This window comes from Cupriavidus sp. MPR-AND1C (assembly GCF_058809705.1).
In genome coordinates this window covers 147,646-165,017 of record NZ_JBXASU010000005.1, presented here as the reverse complement: position 1 = coordinate 165,017, position 17,372 = coordinate 147,646, and the positions used below count along the sequence as shown (strand labels likewise).

At 60.4% G+C, this 17,372-nt stretch carries 13 protein-coding genes; 6 read left to right on the top strand and 7 right to left on the bottom strand.

What is annotated here, in order from left to right; all coding sequences use genetic code 11:
• Nucleotides 1-22: 22 nt before the first annotated feature.
• From AC1RWI_RS05295 to AC1RWI_RS05265, 7 genes are all read right to left on the bottom strand, one after another.
• Nucleotides 23-2,152 (bottom strand): AAA family ATPase, encoded by a 2,130-nt coding sequence (locus AC1RWI_RS05295; RefSeq protein ID WP_492864996.1) that lies wholly within the window; start codon nt 2,150-2,152, stop codon nt 23-25.
• Nucleotides 2,149-2,589, bottom strand: coding sequence for a DUF6262 family protein (locus AC1RWI_RS05290; RefSeq protein WP_492864994.1), 441 nt, complete (start codon nt 2,587-2,589; stop codon nt 2,149-2,151). The genes AC1RWI_RS05295 and AC1RWI_RS05290 overlap by 4 nt, the downstream gene beginning before the upstream one ends.
• Nucleotides 2,586-3,164, bottom strand: a complete 579-nt coding sequence (locus AC1RWI_RS05285) for a hypothetical protein (RefSeq protein WP_492864992.1) — start codon at nt 3,162-3,164, stop codon at nt 2,586-2,588. Before AC1RWI_RS05285 ends, AC1RWI_RS05290 begins: the two co-directional genes overlap by 4 nt.
• Nucleotides 3,165-3,252: 88 nt before the next feature.
• Nucleotides 3,253-6,609: a hypothetical protein gene (locus tag AC1RWI_RS05280; RefSeq protein ID WP_492864990.1), complete on the bottom strand. Its 3,357-nt coding sequence runs from the start codon at nt 6,607-6,609 to the stop codon at nt 3,253-3,255.
• Between the two features lie 96 nt (nt 6,610-6,705).
• Nucleotides 6,706-8,109 (bottom strand): tyrosine-type recombinase/integrase, encoded by a 1,404-nt coding sequence (locus AC1RWI_RS05275; protein ID WP_492864988.1) that lies wholly within the window; start codon nt 8,107-8,109, stop codon nt 6,706-6,708.
• Between the two features lie 147 nt (nt 8,110-8,256).
• Nucleotides 8,257-8,478, bottom strand: coding sequence for a hypothetical protein (locus AC1RWI_RS05270; RefSeq protein WP_492864986.1), 222 nt, complete (start codon nt 8,476-8,478; stop codon nt 8,257-8,259).
• A gap of 547 nt (nt 8,479-9,025) precedes the next feature.
• Nucleotides 9,026-11,005 (bottom strand): site-specific integrase, encoded by a 1,980-nt coding sequence (locus AC1RWI_RS05265; RefSeq protein ID WP_492864984.1) that lies wholly within the window; start codon nt 11,003-11,005, stop codon nt 9,026-9,028.
• 606 nt (nt 11,006-11,611) lie between these two features.
• On the opposite strand from AC1RWI_RS05265, the gene AC1RWI_RS05260 reads away from it, so the two are divergent.
• From AC1RWI_RS05260 to AC1RWI_RS05235, 6 genes are all read left to right on the top strand, one after another.
• Nucleotides 11,612-12,148 carry a hypothetical protein gene (locus AC1RWI_RS05260; protein ID WP_492864982.1) on the top strand — a complete coding sequence of 179 codons (537 nt, stop codon included), beginning with the start codon at nt 11,612-11,614 and terminating at the stop codon, nt 12,146-12,148.
• A 186-nt stretch (nt 12,149-12,334) separates the two neighbouring features.
• Entirely contained in the window at nt 12,335-12,460 is a 126-nt protein-coding gene (locus AC1RWI_RS05255; RefSeq protein WP_492864980.1) for a hypothetical protein, read from the top strand.
• 168 nt (nt 12,461-12,628) lie between these two features.
• Nucleotides 12,629-13,747, top strand: a complete 1,119-nt coding sequence (locus AC1RWI_RS05250) for a CBASS cGAMP-activated phospholipase (protein WP_492864979.1) — start codon at nt 12,629-12,631, stop codon at nt 13,745-13,747.
• Nucleotides 13,738-14,907 carry a CBASS cGAMP synthase gene (locus AC1RWI_RS05245; RefSeq protein WP_492864977.1) on the top strand — a complete coding sequence of 390 codons (1,170 nt, stop codon included), beginning with the start codon at nt 13,738-13,740 and terminating at the stop codon, nt 14,905-14,907. Before AC1RWI_RS05250 ends, AC1RWI_RS05245 begins: the two co-directional genes overlap by 10 nt.
• A complete protein-coding gene (locus AC1RWI_RS05240; protein WP_492864975.1) occupies nt 14,897-16,585 on the top strand; it encodes a ThiF family adenylyltransferase in 1,689 nt (562 codons plus the stop codon). The genes AC1RWI_RS05245 and AC1RWI_RS05240 overlap by 11 nt, the downstream gene beginning before the upstream one ends.
• Nucleotides 16,549-17,034 carry a Mov34/MPN/PAD-1 family protein gene (locus tag AC1RWI_RS05235; RefSeq protein WP_492864973.1) on the top strand — a complete coding sequence of 162 codons (486 nt, stop codon included), beginning with the start codon at nt 16,549-16,551 and terminating at the stop codon, nt 17,032-17,034. Before AC1RWI_RS05240 ends, AC1RWI_RS05235 begins: the two co-directional genes overlap by 37 nt.
• Nucleotides 17,035-17,372 lie beyond the last annotated feature (338 nt).

Here is a 17,372-nt window from a genome sequence, read left to right as displayed (position 1 = left end):
CATTGCAACGGCCAAGAGTCATTCATCTGGCCGTGATGGGTAGGGCCTCAGTCAGGAATTGGGTCAATGCAACCTGTCGTTGCGCGCCCCTTGCCGGCGCTTCTATAGCCCTTCTCAACATCTGGCGGTCGCCAACAAATACGACCTGCCTGATGCCGCGAGTCATCGCCGTATAGACTATTGCTTGGTCAAAGGCCTTGGTCGAACCTGTCACCACAATCACCCTGGAGAACTGGGAGCCCTGGGCTTTGTGGACCGTCATTGCATAGGCTAGTTCAATACGGCCTGGCACATCGCGCGCCGCGAATCTGTGAACTTTCCCCTCGAACTCGGCAGTTAATGCGCCGTCCTTCTCCACCGATAAAACTCGTCCGAGGGCGCCGTTCATCAGCAATCGCTCATAATCATTGATCACGTGCATGATTGGTTCTCCCACAAAGAAGCCACCCGCCATGTCGCCGCCGTTCTTCATCGCGTGACAAGCAGCGTTGATCAACTTCACTCCGAATGGGCCATTGCGCAAGGGAGCAAGTATGGCGTACTCCTCCCCCTCCCATTGGTGCTGAATGTCGTAAAGCAACGGCATCAAATCATCCCCACAGCAATCGAGGAGGCTAACTCCGTCGTGTTTGCCTTCATACCGAACGAAGTCCGGCATGCGATGGTGGCGCACGGCTTCAGCCGCGGCCGGAATTCCCGACTGACCGGCTTGGCGGTGCACAGCCTTCAATTCACTAGTTGGTATCACCCTGCTTTCCTTCAGACAATGTAAAACCAGGCCGAATCCAACTGGTGGAAGTTGCAAGGCGTCGCCGACCAGCAAGATTCGTGTAGTGTCCGGAAGAAGCTGGAGCAGCCGAAACGCCGACGAAAGGTCCAACATTGAAGCCTCGTCAACGATCACAAGGGAACCAGTGGGGACGACAACTCTGCCCGAACGCACCGACCAGAGAAACTTCGCCAGCGTCATGGCTTCATGCCCCGACGCGAGTTCCAGACGCCTTGCCGCACGGCCAGCTACCGCAAGCTGGATGACGCCTTGCTCCAAGCAATGCGCCACTCCCACCACCCCTCTGAGCACTGAAGTCTTTCCGACCCCGGCCCCCCCTAGCAAGAGTGAGATCCGATGCTGAAAGGGCGACAAGATGCCGGCCTTTTGCTCAGCACTGAACGAAAATCCCTGCTGCACCTCGGCCGACCGAATCGCATTCTCCATCATTCTTAAATCCTCGACAGGAAAGTCCGCCCGGTGCTCGAGCGCATCCAGTAGCGAGCGCAACCGCCGTGCGAGACCGAACTCCAACGCCCACGCTCCTGCTGGCTGAAATGCACCTTCCATCGGCTGCTTCGCAGCACCCACCACAAGCGCTTCCTGAATCGCCTTGCCGATCGAGCGTCGGTCGATTAGTCTTCTGAGCGAGCGCTCAAGGCTTTCGATCCCTGTGAGCGTATGCCCACCACTCAGCCTGGCGTACAGGCACGCCTCCACTGCACCCACCAACCGACGCGGGTCGTCATGTGCAACGCCAAAGCGCTGCGCAAGCCCATCCACGGCCTTCCAATCAGCAACGGCCAAAAGGCGGTACGGGTTCTCCGCTAAGACGGCCGGGACGTTGGCGCCCCATACCTTGTGAAGCTTGGTGGCGAGCCGCCAGTCGACACCGCGTCCATCCAGAAACTCTATGGTTGACGCTTCCTCTCGCTTCTCACGCCACATATGAACCAATTGGTGAGCAACCTTCGGCGACAGTATTGGGCAAAGAGTAGGTACATCGCCTTGATCCAGGACCGTGTAAATGCGCTCTCCGAAATGCTCGCAGAGCTTTCTGGCACTTGCAGGCCCGATCCCAACGAAGTCGGGGTGTTCGGCGAGATAGTGATGAAGCAGATTCGCTTGCGGGAACAGCGGGCGTGCCCCGCACGATGCGTGAAATTGGTTTCCATACTGAGGGTGTACCCGAAAGTGCCCCGAGAACTCCCATGTCTCACCTGCAAAGGGCGTGCAAGCCTCGCTGTGCGGGCCCACCAGTACCCGAATCGATTCGCAGTTTTCGTCCTCACCGCCGGCAATGAAGGCTCCGTTCGGCAGGACACTGAACAGCTTCTTGACACGCACTCGCACCGCAATCGGCGCCAAGGTGGACGCGCTCATCGCGCCTCCTGGATTGGAATATGCACCTTCCGTCCCGTTTCTATCATCATGTCCTGCCTCCCTAGCGCGAGCCGCAGCGCGCGCACTTCTCTCCGCAGTTGCTCGTTCTCAGCAACGAGTACAGCGTTGTGCTTCTCAAGATGATTCGCCCGACGTTCCAGCGACTCCATGGCGCGCGTCGAAGACGCGCCAACGTCGGAGCATTCTTGGGGGCTATTCTTCCCGCCTTGCACCTCGATCGGGCGAGCCATAGACTCTGAGAGAATTCTCCGGATGCTCGAGTTTTGATAGAACGAACACTTCGGAATTCCAGTCACTCTAGCGAGTTCGCTGATGTTCACGCGTCCCGCTTGAGAGATCGGCACCTCGCAATCGCTGCGCAGAAATTCACTGAGGGTTTCGGCGTAGCCGTCCCCTATTTCTTTGCCGCTGCTCATGCCGACCTCCTCTTTGATTGCTTGCGCCACTCGATGAACGGTTCGGCCATATCCCCCTCGGCAATGAGACCATTCCTGCGATCGGACTTGTCGATGATGCGCCCGGCTTCCAGATCCACATTCAGAATTGCCGGCAGTTGATCCAGCACCCGTCCCAACACGTGGCAAGTCATGACAAACTTTCGCTCATACACAGACTCAGCGCTAATGCCTGCCACGGATTCCGACTGAGCCACCTCGGGCTTGCCCGCAATGCGCTGTGCCTGCTGCTTAAAGCCCGAGACGGTCTTTTCCAGTGTGGCGTTGTAGAGCCTAAGGCGCTCGTTCTCCCGGCGAAGATTTGCGACCTGGAGCTCCTCCTTCTTTGCTTCCAGCGGCCGGGCCGTCTGGCCGCGAACGACAGCCGTCGCCCCCCCTCTTTTCTTACCACTCTGCGGATTGCCAATGTAGTCGTCGAGCTTTGGACGATAGCGAGAATTCCGAAGCAGCGTGCTGGGCACACAACATTTTTGCTCACGAATGGATAGGCGCTCCGCAATGTACTCGGCGAGCGCCGTCACATACTCGAAGCGCATCCCTTTTCCTTCCAAGCGTAAGAGCTCCTGATCGATGAGTGTCTCGCGCGCTGTCTGACATCTATCCTGCCACGGGGAAAACCGACTTTCAGTCATCAATCTCGCCATCGTTCGCCTCGTAGCCCAAGATTTTGAAGGTTGGCTCAGGAAGGCGACTCAGGTGGGCTCCATCAAGCAATTCTGCAACTTGTGCCAGACTCAGGCCGCAGGAGTCTACGATCCAGCGCAGAATGCCGGCACATTCGGACGCAGGATCAGGCGGCACGTTTAAGGCTAGCGCTTCCTGCAGATTTCCCCGCTCACACAGGAGCCTTCGTCTGAGCAAATCGAAGCGCGCCCGGACTTCCTCGTTCTCCATCGTCGGGTATTGCAAGCACTCACCGAGGCGAGCCAATAAGTAGGCTGTCTGGCAATTGGGCCCAACGCACCGTTGAAGCTTCTTCTCGATGATCTCGGGCTTTTGCACAATCCACCGACGCGTATCCTCACCCTCCGCAATTCGCTTGCGCTCACCTTCGAGTACCTCACCATTGAGAATCCACCCCGCCAGCTCTTCGCAGAGATCCGCAGCCTCCTGTTCCAGCAACTCGATCTCGTCTTCCGACCTGCGCCCCCCAACCGTACTCCGCTCGAGCTCAATGGATGCCTCCAGCGTGTCGACCTGTTCGGAAAGCTGCCGCTGCTTGGCATGGATCGCCGGGAGATGGTCAATGCATCGCATGGCATAGCGGCACAGCCCACACCTACGCCGGCCTTTCAGTTCCTTGATGATCTCAGGCGGGCAGTTGTTGCCGAATGGACAGATCTCAGTTTTATTGGCAGCAGCGCCTTCACCCATCGTTTCTTGCCAGACGTCAATGCCATCCCTTTCAGGCTTTGAGAACGTAATGCTCATACAGCCGTAGCATTCAATCGTCTCGTTCGGGTTGCTGCGGAGACTTCTCGACAAGTTCGAGTTCACGTGGTCTGCCTGGATCAATGCCGAGGAAGCTCCTTTGCCCCGAATTGCGGGCTCGGCAATGTCGCGTATCACCGCGTCTCTGATGTGTTGGCCTTGGTAGGCTTCCGCCTGCCGTATGGAATCGGCATCCGGTCGCATGTAGTAGATGACGACCGGCTCAGTTTGGCCGGTGAGGTAGGTCCCGATCAGATCAGGCGTGAGAAAGGTCCGGGCCTCCGAGATGACCGTGGCTCTGGCACTGTGTGGGGTAATCTCGGTACTCACCCGTAGCTCACAGACAACTTTTTGGCTCGCACCATACTGTTTGAGCTTTTCCTCAATGTTCGGATCGGTGATGTGGACATTCTTCGGCAATAAGCGCAGGAGGCTACGGACCTTCCCATACTCGGTTAGCTGGGGCAAGAGTCCCTCAAGTCCGAGCAACATGCGCTTCCACGATTTGGCGTAAACCTCGTCCAGATGCGGCGCCCCATCGGCCTTGTAAGCGAACAGCGGCAGAATCTTTGGCCACTTCGTTTTCGGCTCGTTGTTGTAATAATGTTCGGTTTGAAATTCAGGTGCATCAATGAGTTCCACCCATTTGCGCTGGCTGCGCAGCAACTCGATGACGCGGCGATGCACGTGTACCGTCAGGCCGCTGGATTGGACCTTATCGGTGTTGAGATAGAGCAAAGTGATTCCTCCACCATCGTCGCTTGCATGCCGATCAAAACTTCTGCGATCCAGCCATTGCAAATGGTTTCCACGCGCGCCCGCATGAAGCGCTGCCAGGTTCTGGATAAGCCCGTGAGGATGAGGCACATACAAGCGGCCTTTCCCTTTGATATCCCTCCAATCGGCATCGATAACATTAGGAATGAAGCGCAGCGGAATGACAGACTTCCCGCCAGCCAGGACCGGGACGAACCCTAGGGTACTTGACCACGCAAACGCATCGATAACCTCGTCACGCGTCATCTTCTGGACTGCTTCCGAGGAAATCTCCCCACACAAAACACCCTGCAATACCGCGTTAAGAAAATGAAGGATGGTTTCGTGATAGATAATATAAACCTTAAAGAAGCACTTCGGAATTGGCCGCTTCGTTGTCACCTTGTATTTCGTGGTCCGCGGAAAATCGTGAGAAGCTATCGGCTGCGTGAATCCGGAACAATTCTCTAACTCTTCAGCATAATCTTCGATGAAAGCGAAGAACGCTTCCAGGTTCTTGAGCAACGCATAGTAGCTATTGTTGACCCAGCCTCGATGCCTGCGAATGATGTCCATGAACTCAAGGAAAGTCATAGGGACATCGTGGTCCACGTCAAGCAAGCGCGACACGAAGAACGCTCGCGATCTTGCCAAGAGCGCGGGTGTGCCGGGAAAAGCAAGAGTGGTGTCCCCATGCCTATCGAACCAGACTGGGAGATAATAGAAGAGATAGCAGTTCCACCATGAAAGAATATTTTTTATTGACTTGTAATTCTCTCTCGATATTTTCTTTATGTACAGATTCTCAATATCGATCCATACCTTACCGACTCGCCTTACATCCACATCAATCCCCGGAATTCCTTTAATGTTTTTAATCATCTTTTCCGGAGTAAACATTGCGACCTGAGAGTCAAGCAACTCTTCTAAGATGTCAATGAGATCGATCCCACCGTCTTTAATGTCTAAATCAGGCAGACAATGCACGCGACTTTCGAGTGCGCGCCCCCAAATTTCTGGGGTTACGCTGACACGGTCCCCAAAGGCACGCACAAGAACATCCAATAATGTCCTATAGACATGTTGAATATGGACGCCCAAGGTCTTTTCTTTCGCCTTGATCGCCATCAAATCCTCTAGATTCACATCTTCCGGTGTTTGCCAGCCTGTGGCCAGGATCGCCTTCGTGCCATAGGAAAGAAACCATTCTCTGCGTTTCTTCGAACTTCCGAGGACATCAAATGCTGGGATCTTCGATTCCAACTCTTGCGAGTCGATTGAGCGTATGAGGTCTAACAGCTCGGAGCATACAAACTTCCCTATCTCGATACGTCGACCACCTCGGTCTTCGCGTAGCGAAGGCCAGCTAAAGCTAACAGGCAACGTGATCGCTCCCAAGCAGTGGAGCGCCACGAGAAAAACTCCTGCACCCGTGCGTATGGTCTGAGCGTAGGCCCTCTTGTAAGAGAACTCACCTGAACCATCAGGAAACATCAGAGCGCGAAAATGATCCTCCGTAACTGCTGCATAGCCACCTTCATACATCGCATACGCCGTTTCTACGTACTCGACCCCAAAGCAACGTCGCTCATCCGCGAGGACACGGCCTTCGACAAACTTGGGGAATGCGGCGCGGAGGTTAGTTTTCGTTGTGACGGACCCGAGCTCGGCCCGGTCGAGCTGCAGCGCGTCCAGTATCGCGCTGGAGGCCGCACGCAATGCGCTACATACGTCCTCATGCAATGCGCTCCCGGTTCGGTTGAATACGACTTGGTCGACGGTCAAATTGATCATTCTGGGCTGCTCCCTCAAGTTGCATGGGGTCGGACACTAGTGCCCCCCTATTGAATGCCGTAGTACGGTGTGACCGCGTCGCACCGTGTCCATACGTCAAGCTGCCACACGCCGCTGTTCGAGCTCCCGTATCACCCGTTCGGCCTCTGCGGTTAGCGCAGCCAGTTTCAGTTCCAGCAGACTGACCGGCGTTCCATTTCCGAAGATAACCTCATTGGCATGTGCCACCTCAAGCTGCTTGAGGGTCTCATCGATTACGGCATATTTCTTCGTAATTTCGATGTTGGCGTGCCCCATCAACTGCATCACTATCGAAAGTGGGAGTCCGAAGCTTCCGTCGGAACGAGGAAAATAATTCACCAGGTAGCATCCATACATGTGCCGTAACGAATGTTCCGCAGTATTGCGGGGCAGCACGACGCCCACTTTTTTTAGCGCTTGGTGAAATCGCTGAATTCGTTCCTTGCTGTCGAACAAATAATAGGGAGCCCCGATAGTGCGTCGGTTGGAGTACTGAAAAAGGAAGCTATGCCTACCGTGATCGATATACTCACGATTCAAATATTGTTCGAGGCATTCGAAGAAGAGCGAGCGAAAGGGCTCGATAAGCAGCGTCAGGTCTGTGGCCCGGCCCTTCCATGCCAACAGCTCTCGCTCCTCGGACGACAGACGGCAATAACTCGTATCAGCCGGCCGACTGCTTGGATCGACCAATGCAACGGTAGCGTCTTCCATGTTGATGTCATCGATGAGGATCTGCCGCCCTTCGCTGCCTCGACACCCCGAGGCCGCCAGAAGCGCATAGTGGCAGCGATCCCGATACGTTGGAAACGCATCAACGAAGTCGATGACCTTGTCGTAGGGAAAAGCACGACTCGCTTCGAACGTTTGGGCTACGTCTTTTCCGAGCGGCACGGCTTCAATGAACCGAGGTCCGCCGGCAATCACGCCCGCGAGCATGGACTTTGCCCGCAAGGCTCTCTTTTCATACTCCGGTAACGGACGTCGCGTGCCGACCTCTGGCAGCAGTGGCGGCTCTTGGTGTGTGGCTGCATTTCCATCATTGAGCATCGCCAGCATTTCCACCTCTCGACCATAAGCGTTGGATAGCTTTAGCCACCGACGAATGGCCGCCTTTTTGGGCATCAGACTCGCGGGGCAATTCAAGCAAGATGGCGGCATCGTCTCCGCGATCTTCTTGGCAGCGTCCTTGGCGGCGCCTGTACCAAGGAGCAGGTACTCGCCGTATGCCTCGATAACCTCGGTCAATTGAGACCTGGTGAGCAAGCCGCCTCTGGCCAGTACCCATTGGGCTTCGATCAAATAGTCGATGAACTCGGCCAGATGCCTACAATAGTTCTTTCGCGTGTTCAGCCTTAGCGCCCGTATCGCCTTGACGAATAGGTCAAATGCCAGAAACGGTTGACCATCTGGCCCAAGCAGTTTCCATCTCGTCGCGTCGCCCGAATGGTCGATCAGCAAGGTCACGTGCTTGTACATGTTTCCCCCTCGAAAGTGTTCGAGTCGGACTTCATATGTTTGAGCCGAACCATCTGCGCGAAGGCGGTATCGCCATTTGCGACAATGCGAATCGGTCGGTGCGCTGCATGGGGCCCGAAGACACGGTGAATCCCCGGACGACGCTTGCTAATCCGCCGCCCAGCGATGGGGAAAGTTGATCAGACGGGTTGTTGCTTTTTCTGCGTCCCCCATCAGCAGCAGCCGCGCTTCCAGCAAGCGAGCGCCGCTTGCGACGAGAACCGCGAAGAGGACCTTGTCCCGATGCCTTGGCAGCGCATGGATCAAGTCAGCCACTCCGTCGAATGGAAACTTGCGCGCTCGACCCCGTACCGATTCCTTCGCGGACATGGCGGCCCGCCCATGGGACGAGGGGTCATCGCTAAAGTGCCTCATAATTAACCTCCAAATTTTGGGCAAACGCTGCCCCACTCGCCATTGCTGCCAGGCTTGATGCAATGCAGCATGAAACGGCGAGGGTGCTAACTTTGGCTCTGGGGTGGAAGTGCGCCGATCGGGTCGGTCGCAGGCTGTGTGTGAGTGCATCCTGCACCAGCCGCCGGCGAAAAACAAATGCTTGATTTTTCTAAACGTGTTGCATTGAACACCTAAATAGAGCATCAAGCTACACTTTTCATTTTAGTAATCGCGTAGGACACCTGTAGGGCGCGATTTTGCCGGGAGCCAACCCAACGCCGGCTCGTTGGGCGCGAATGCTTACCGAAGCGCTGCAGGCGTGTTCGACTACGGATAAACCCGCACGCGAGCCTCATTCTCGCCAATTAAAGTGCTCTTTGCGGCATTAATTTGTAATTGTTGACCGTATCGCCTATGCTGGTCTACTGGGCGCTCGCAAAAATCCATGCCGCAGCGCACAAGTAACAAAATGTAACAGCCGCTATCGGCCCCACAATTGCTGCATGGCCGCTAGCCGACGCGCGGCTTCGACCCGCACGTAGCGGGAGGTGGTCGACAGCGACATGTGGCCCACGTTCTCACGCACGACCTGCAGCGGTACCCCGGCATCGAGCGCGTGGCTGATGGCCGTGTGCCGCCACCAGTGGCAGGACGCCCGGCGCAAGAGCGCCGCCCCGCCCGGATCGGTGGCTTCCAGCGTCTGCGCGCAGCGCAGCAGGAACCGCTTCAGTTGCTGATGAAATGAACTGGCGGCAATGCCTGCTTCCGGCGCGGCATCGGGAACCGCCGGTGCGAGCAACGGCACATCAGGCACGGCGCGCGGATCGGCGGACAGGCCCCGTTTCACCAGGCAATCCGCGAGCGGGCCGCGCACCCAACGGCAGTCGACCGGCGCCTCGCGCATGCGGCCGCCCTTCCCTCGCACACGCAGCATCCACCCCTCGACCGGCGACTCCGGCGGCCGGGCCAGGCGGACCGCAGCCAGATCCGCGGTGCGCGCCGCCACCAGTTCGGACAAGCGAAGCCCGCTGTCGTACAAGAGCGGCAAGGCCATCTGCAAGCGCGCCGAGGCGAGACCCGGCGGCAACGCTGCCAGTTGCGTCTGTATAAAGGTCCACTGGACGTGCGTGAACGCCCGCCCCGCATCGGGGCCGGATTCGACCGGACCGGGCGGCGCCACACCGCGGAACGGGTTTCCCGTCACGTAACCGTGGTCCACGAGGAAGCCAAACAGATTCGCCAGCACGCCCAGCGCATAGCTGACGGAGCGCGGCGATAGCGGTCCCTGCAGCGGGCGCCACGCGGGGTGCCCGCGCGGGTAGGGGTGCGCTTCGCACCACCCCGGCGGCGGCGCCAGCAGGAAGTCCCGGAAGGCGGTCGCGTCCTCGGTGGTCAGCGATGACAGCGGCTTGCCGCGCTCGACGACGGCCCACAACAGCAGCCGCTCGACCTCCTTGCGGTAGGCCCGATCGGTGCAGTTCGGCCGCGCGGCATCGCCCTCCCCCGCTTCGCCTTTAACACCCCGGCGCACGGTTGGCGCCGGCCCCTTGGCCTTGGTTCGCAGCCAGGCCTCGACGGCCTGCAAGTCATTGCTGGCGGCGAGCATACACCGCTCCGGCGCCGCCCGGAAACGGCCGGCCGAGCCATCCAGGCTCGCACTTACCCACAAACGGTCCAGAGGCACCAGGCTCGGCCCGACGAGGTCCGCCTCGGCTCGCGGCGCATCGGCCTCAGTCCCTCGGCTATTGGCATGGCCCGCCTCCGGCGCGGGCAGCGCGCCCAGGGTGACGGCTTGCGCCGCGACGAAGGCCCGCAAGGCCTCGGCCTTGCGCACGCCGACCCCGCGCAGTTCGCGCCACCAGGCACCACCCGTTGACATGCGCGCGTGCAACGCGCCCAAGGTCGGCAGGCCGGCGCCGATCAGCCGCTGCGCCAGCGCATCGGTGATCCACGCCTCGACCCCGTCCGCGCAGGCGGGCGGGCGCAGCATGACGGCCTCGAGCGCATGGATCGCGTCGAGCTGCCGGTGCAGCAACCTTGTGTGGTGGCGCTCGCGCGCGAGCGCGCTGCCGCAAGCGGCCTCCCAGGCGGCGAGCTGAACGGCCTCGCTGGCGTCCTCGAGGCCCCTGGCCTGCACGAACGCCGCCAGCGTAGGCACGGGGTGGTCGGCGACGGGGACCAGATCCAGGCGCAGCAGCCGCGCCCGCGCGAAATCGCCACCCCGCGCGGCGGCCGCCGCCAGTTCGGCGCGGATCCAGCCGGCCAGGCGGTGGATGGGCTCCTCGTGCTCGTCTGGCGCCTCCTCGTCGGCCAGATACCGATCCCGCAACAGGCTGGCGGACAGGCCTTCGGCGAGGCCGCGCAGGTAGGCGAAGTGCCCGCGGTGCAAACGCCGTCGCGTGACCACGTACGGACGCGCCGCGGACGAGGCGTTGGATGGGAAAAGCGAAGCGGACGCCATCGCGGCCTCCTGCCGGGTACGGGGAACAGCACGGCGGAGGGGTCGGCGGGCGACGGGAAGGGAGAAGACTGGCGGGTCGGCCTCGGGCGTCGGTGGTTTTAGCGTAGCAGATAAGAACACTTATCCTGTAGCCCACTCCGGCAAAAAACGCTGACCGCCCCGGGCGATGCATGGCATCCCGCAGCAGCGCTCCCTCCCCCTCCACCCAGGCTCCAGAAAGAGGTCCCACGCGCGTGCTGGCGGAACTCCAGCAGCGGCCCCCATCGCGGGCGCGGCGGACCTGTGGCCCGGCCACCCATCACCTACTATATCTTGACCACACCTCAACACTTCGACTACATATAGTGCACAGCACCGATCAACTTCCGATACCGGGAGGCAGAGTGCCCCCTCGGCGGCGGCCGCGTTTAATGTGGCCAGCCCACTGAGTCAAGAGAGAATTTTCCCCACCCCGCAAGTTATCCACAGATTTTGAGCCGCATAATGCACCTTATTTCACAGAATGCACCGACTCCTTCCAGATTTCTAGAAAATCACTTGCGCAAGGCTTGCGCGCACGTGTCCGTTACGATACATTGGGGCCGTGTGTAGTAGACGAGACTTGAAATGTCAGCTTATGAGCATGCGCTCGCCCTGCGGCGAGACCTCGAAGCTCAGATCGAGGCTCTGCAAAGGCAGTTGCAGGAGGTCAATCTGTTCCTGCATCTGAGTGACAAGCTGGAAGGGGGTGCCTTCGAGGAGGCGTTGCTGGGGCAAGCGGTTGCGGCGTCGCCGCAGCAGAAAGACGAGCAGGCAGCGCCGGATGTCCGCGCCCGCCTGGTCAACCTGATGCAGCGGGCCGAAGAGCGCACGCGGGGCTTGCCGAAAGGCAAGACCGTCACCGATGCGGCGGTGTCGATCCTCAATCGCTATCGCCGACCGGCGCCGACGCGGCAATTGCTGCAACTGTTGACACGGGAGGGCTTCGGCGGCTTGATCGCGGGCGAAGACTTCAGCAAGCGCGTGAGTCGCCTGTCGGTGCTCCTCAGTGGCGACGATCGCTTCGAAGCGGACCGATCGGCCGGCTGGCACCTACGCGAGTGGGGCAACCGCGGCAGTTGGATTGATCACGCAGCCTTGCAGAACCGGGACGTGAAGGACTAGCAGCACCCAAGGATTCCGGCAGGCGCCGGAAAAAAAATAAAGCCCCGAGGCGTTGGCGCGCCCAGGGGCTTCTGGCGGGGCAATGAGGCCAGCCTCGTCACCCACAACCTGTCTGGTAAGGACGTCCGGAGTGTAATGGCTCCGGGAGTTGTGGGCAAGCTTTGGCCGCAATTTCTGGAGTTTATTATGCATCACTTCCAGCGCCGCGTCCGCGGCGTTTTCGTGCGGGCCTACCGGCGCGTGCGCTTCGGCCGTACCGAGCAGGTGTGCCAGCACTGGCGCGCCCATCCCGGTCAGCTCAGTCTCTTCTAGTCGGTCGCCCCTGTTGCGGGAGGCCAGTCCCGGCTCCCGCCTTCGTACGCCGTGTCGGGGGGGCGGCGCTCCTGCGCCATCCCGGCACGACGGGCCGCCCACGCGTGTACCGCGCCGCCTCAGCCACCCATTGGCTGGCGCCGCCCACGCCGACTGAAGTTGCACAACATGACCCACACCCCCCATCCCACCCCATCGCCGGTTGCGGCGGAAGACGGTGGATTTCATATCCTCGCGATCTCCGGCGGCGGCTTTCGCGGCCTCTTCGCCGCGCAGATCCTCGCACATCTGGAAGAGGAACTCGGCGCCCCGCTTGCCAAGAAGTTCGACCTGATCGCCGGCACGTCGATCGGCGGCATCCTTGCGCTCGCCGTCGCAGCCGAGATTCCGATGTCGCGCGTCGTCGCGCTCTTTACCGACCATGGCGAAGACATCTTCGCCCCCACGGTCTTCGGTCTGCGGCGTCCGCGCTGGCTCGCCGATCGATTGAACCTCGGATTGTGGTCGTCGAAATACGCCAACAAGCCCTTGCAGCAATTGCTGGCGGCCCCCGAGCTGTTCGGCGAGCGCACCCTCGGCGAGCTTGCTCACCGCGTTCTCGTGCCGGCCGTCAACGTGACGAAGGGCGGCCCGTGCATGTTCAAGACCCCGCACCACGTCAACTGGAAGAGCGACTGGAAGCATCGGCTGGTCGACGTGGCGCTCGCCACCAGTGCTGCGCCCACCTTTTTTCCGATTCACGAGTTCAACGATGTGCGCTATGCCGATGGCGGACTGGTGGCCAATGCCCCGGGCCTGCCCGCGCTGCACGAGGCCGTTCGCTTCCTGGATGTGCCCCAGTCGCGTGTCCGGCTGGTTGCCGTGGGCACGGCGGCGCCCGGTGTCGCGTTCAACGCGGCGCATGCCTCCGACATGGGCCTGCTGTTCGGCCGCGCGATCGGCGAGGTGGCGTTCTGGCGGCGGCTGTGGCCGGTGGCCGGATGGGGCCGACGCCTGTTCGGCCTGACCATCGCCTCGCAGGAGCAGATGAGCCACCAGATGCTTGCGCACTGGCTGCAAGAGGCCTACCACCACATCGACGACCCGGTACCGTTTGAGGCGGCCATGAATGTCGGACTTGACCGCGCCGGCCGCAACGCACAGAAGACGTTGCGCGGCCACGCTGCCAACGCCATCCAGGCACAGGTTACGCCGACCCTGCTTGACCTGCTGCGCGCTCACCAACCCGCCCCGGCCACCTTCCACTATGGCCCCCATCAATCGCCGGAGATTGCCGCATGCCTGTAAACGCCCACAAGCTGTTCTATGCCCGTCTGGAAAGTGGCTCGCTTCACAGCCGCCTCAAGCCGGACGAGGCCACCGAGCAGCGGCTGCGTGCCGCCAAGAACTTGCTGCGCGGGGCCCTGGCCCGCGGCATCCCGGTCTGGCTGAGCACCCACCTGAACGAGGAGGCCAAGGCGCAGCCCCGCTTCATGACGCAGGGCTCGTGGTCGTACGATACCTGCAACCTCCCCTGCCAGACCCCGCCGCAAGAAATGGACTGGGACCTGGGGATCTATCTGCCTGTCGACGCCTGGGAAGATAACGCCGTGGAACCGCGTCATGCGGCTGCCGCCTTCTATCGCATGGTGGAACAAATCGTCGCGCCGGTCGCCCAGGCAAATGGGTGGACGCTGAGCCGAAAGGAAACTTGTGTCCGCGTCAACCTGACGGGCGAGACCGCGCACATCGATTTGCCGCTCTATGTCGCCCCCGCCAACGAGTTCCAGACCATTCAGGAACACGTCGCGCGCAAGGCGCTCGGCCAACCCTGGGCATTGGACAGCGCTACGCTCGCCGACGACCAGCAGGACTGGGACGATCTGCGTCACATCTCACTGGCCTTGCGCGACGGCACGTGGCGGCGCTCTGACCCGCGCGCCGTGGCCAAATGGTTCGAGAAGAAACGTCTTCGTCACCCGAGCCTGCGTCGCCTCTGCCGCTACCTAAAGGCCTGGCGTGATCACACATGGGAAAGCGGCGGGCCCAGTTCGATCGTGCTCATGATCTGTGCCGCCCAGGCCCTCGATACGGCGACAAAGAGCCTGGACAACCGCGACGACCTTGCCCTGCTACATGTCACGCAATCCTTGGCCGACAGGCTGGGGGGCGACATTAAAGAAGCCAGCATCGACCCGGGCGAGCAGTTCAACCGACTGGATCCCGGCGCGCGTCGCGATGCCACGCAGCGCGCCCGCACCCTGCATGGCGGCTTGCGCAGTGCGATCGTTCACGCGTCGCCGCAGGAGGCACAACAAGTCATCCTTCAGTTGCGAGAACTCTGGGGCGTCCGGGTCCCCATGCGGCCCGACTGGATCGCGTGCGAGGCCAGCGATGCTCAGGCCGTTCGTAGCATCGCGCCCGCTGTGGTGTCCCAACCCGTGGTCCGCCCCACTCGTGCCGGGTAACCTCAGCCGCGCCAATGCGCGCGTCCATCGCTATCTGGTTGCGCGCGGCTTTGAAGAAATCGCGGTGGACCATCCTACTAGCGTGGCCTATCGGGGCGCCCTGGAAGTAGGGAGAACGCGAGTGCCCATTCGGCTGGACATCCGGGACTGGGACTTCATTCGATATCCTGACATCACCCTGCTCGACGCCCCTCCCGGCTTTCGCCCGCATCTGCTGCGTACCGGCTGGCTATGCTATCTCGCGGCTGGCGACGTTATCCTCAATCGACATCACGCCGACAAGGCGGTGGCCTATTGCCTTGAGAAGGCAGCAAGCGTCCTGGCCGAACAAGCGCAATCGGGCTATGTTGAGCGCGAGTCGCGGGAAGAATTCCGTGTCTATTGGGACCAGGGCAAGCATACTATTTTGCACGGCACCCTTGGCTCCAGCGAGCCCCTTACCGCACGCTCACTCGGCAACGGCATGGTGCTGGTAGGCACGCGAGCGGAGGAACTGGACCAGTGTCAGCCGGCTCTGCAACGCGACGAAGCCGCCGACATCCATCCTGTTTGCTGCAGCCTCATTACGCTGCGCCGCGCCCCGTGGCTGGAGGAACGCGGCGTGCCCACTACCATGGCCGAACTGCTGGCGTGGTTGAAGCGCATTGATAGCGATGCATACAGTCAGTTGCTGCAGGTCATGCACCGGCGCCTGTGGAAAGATTGGCAAGGCGTCTACGTGCTGCTCCAATCGTCGGGCGGCGTCTTCGGCTTCTTCATGGGCTTGCCACACGCGAGTCGGGCGGCGCTGCGTCAACCCCGCAGTGATGTGCGACAGCACTTCACCTCAGGAGCCGGGGGCCGCAACCCGATCCAGCCATTTTTCGCGCACGACTTGAGCCCAAAGTTCATTCACGAACGCAACCTCACCACGGCCGGCTCACTGGCAGGATTGCGCCTGCACCTCGTCGGCGTCGGCGCAATCGGGGGCTATTTGGCCCAGGCGTTGGTTCGCCTCGGCGCAGGCACCGGCGGCGGCGAGTTGGTCCTTTGCGATCCCGAGCCCTTGTGGCCGGAAAACCTCGGACGCCACGTGCTCGGCTTCGACGCCCTGTTCGATCACAAAGCCGCAGCGCTGCGTCAACGACTCACGCAGGAGTTTCCGTACGCAAACATCCGGGCCATCGTCAAGGATGCCAGAAAGTGGCCAGATTTGTTCCGGGCAGATCTGGTCATCGACGCCACCGGCGAGCAGGCCTTGTCCTCCGTGCTGAGCCAGGCCCATCAGCATCATCTCGCCGAAGATCCGAACTGCCCTCCCATGGCGTTCACTTGGGTCTGTGGCAATGGCGAAGCGGTGCAAGCCCTGTGGACCGAAGCGGGCAACCGCGCCTGCTACGACTGCCTGTGGCATTTTGAACCGGACGGCGGTATGACCGAGCGCTTCCGTGTCGCCGATGGCCCCGTGCAAAGCAAGTTGGTAGGCTGTCGCTCGATTACTCCCTACGCCGTCACCGCACCGCTGGCCGCCGCCGGCCTTTGCGCGCAGATGATTGCCGACTGGCGCAACGGCAGTGTCAGCCCGCGTCTGCGCGCTATCAGGTTGGACGGCAAGCCACAACGTACGAGTGCCAAAGCCGGCAATCCTGAACGACTCGCCAAATGTCCAACCTGCGCCTCTTTGCTACTACCACGCTAACTTTGAAGAGCGGAACTTCGATCGTCTTTGACACTGAAGTGCTGACGCTCTTGCAAAGGTACGTTCAGATGGGGTCCAGGCCTGAAGCAGGCGGCATCCTGCTGGGCTATCGCCGAGGCGCGCACCTCGATGTGGTCGCTGCTACTGTGCCCGCACCGCAAGATGTGCAGTCGCGCTGGGCGTTCATACGCAAAGATCCTTCCCATCAACAAGTTGCCTTGCGATGGTGGGAGCAAAGCGGCGGCCAGATCGATTACCTGGGAGAATGGCACACCCACCCGCAAGCACAGCCGGCTCCATCTTCGGTGGACAAGCGGGAGTGGCGCTTACTGGAACGGCGCAATCCTCGACCTCTACTCTTTTTGATCGTCGGGAACCAAACTTGGTTCGCACAGTATCAAAGCGAGCACGGCAGCCTTTTCGAAATACCACGGAGATCGCAACGCTGATGCGGCACGCCCCGAATAGAGCGATGAGAATACCAATCTGAGCAGATTGACTCGAGAAGGCGCCCCCACATCGGGGTCCGGCTCCGTATGGCAGCAGGATGGTGTCGCCCCGCAACTCAAACGCACGCCAACAATCCGCTGAGCAGAATCGCGTGTCGGATTACCGACGTCTATGTTGTGGCCAATTAAACAGCCATTCTCAGTAACGAAGAGCCGATATTGGCTTAAGGTCGTGCGATGCTCCCGTGCGCCCTTCTAAGACGCGGTGAATGAGAACTCAAGTGATGGCCTCGCGCCCTCAAGAGGCAATCCCAAGGTCGGTGATGTATAAAAAGAAG

Excerpts from the sequence above, each read along its gene's own strand:
- AC1RWI_RS05265 (WP_492864984.1), bottom strand. The coding sequence starts at position 11,005 with ATGGCGTCCGCTTCGCTTTTCCCATCCAACGCCTCGTCCGCGGCGCGT.
- AC1RWI_RS05280 (WP_492864990.1), bottom strand. The coding sequence starts at position 6,609 with ATGATCAATTTGACCGTCGACCAAGTCGTATTCAACCGAACCGGGAGC.
- AC1RWI_RS05290 (WP_492864994.1), bottom strand. The coding sequence starts at position 2,589 with ATGAGCAGCGGCAAAGAAATAGGGGACGGCTACGCCGAAACCCTCAGT.
- AC1RWI_RS05235 (WP_492864973.1), top strand. The coding sequence starts at position 16,549 with ATGTCCAACCTGCGCCTCTTTGCTACTACCACGCTAACTTTGAAGAGC.
- AC1RWI_RS05275 (WP_492864988.1), bottom strand. The coding sequence starts at position 8,109 with ATGTACAAGCACGTGACCTTGCTGATCGACCATTCGGGCGACGCGACG.
- AC1RWI_RS05245 (WP_492864977.1), top strand. The coding sequence starts at position 13,738 with ATGCCTGTAAACGCCCACAAGCTGTTCTATGCCCGTCTGGAAAGTGGC.
- AC1RWI_RS05260 (WP_492864982.1), top strand. The coding sequence starts at position 11,612 with ATGTCAGCTTATGAGCATGCGCTCGCCCTGCGGCGAGACCTCGAAGCT.
- AC1RWI_RS05285 (WP_492864992.1), bottom strand. The coding sequence starts at position 3,164 with ATGCGCTTCGAGTATGTGACGGCGCTCGCCGAGTACATTGCGGAGCGC.
- AC1RWI_RS05250 (WP_492864979.1), top strand. The coding sequence starts at position 12,629 with ATGACCCACACCCCCCATCCCACCCCATCGCCGGTTGCGGCGGAAGAC.
- AC1RWI_RS05295 (WP_492864996.1), bottom strand. The coding sequence starts at position 2,152 with ATGAGCGCGTCCACCTTGGCGCCGATTGCGGTGCGAGTGCGTGTCAAG.
- AC1RWI_RS05270 (WP_492864986.1), bottom strand. The coding sequence starts at position 8,478 with ATGTCCGCGAAGGAATCGGTACGGGGTCGAGCGCGCAAGTTTCCATTC.
- AC1RWI_RS05255 (WP_492864980.1), top strand. The coding sequence starts at position 12,335 with ATGCATCACTTCCAGCGCCGCGTCCGCGGCGTTTTCGTGCGGGCCTAC.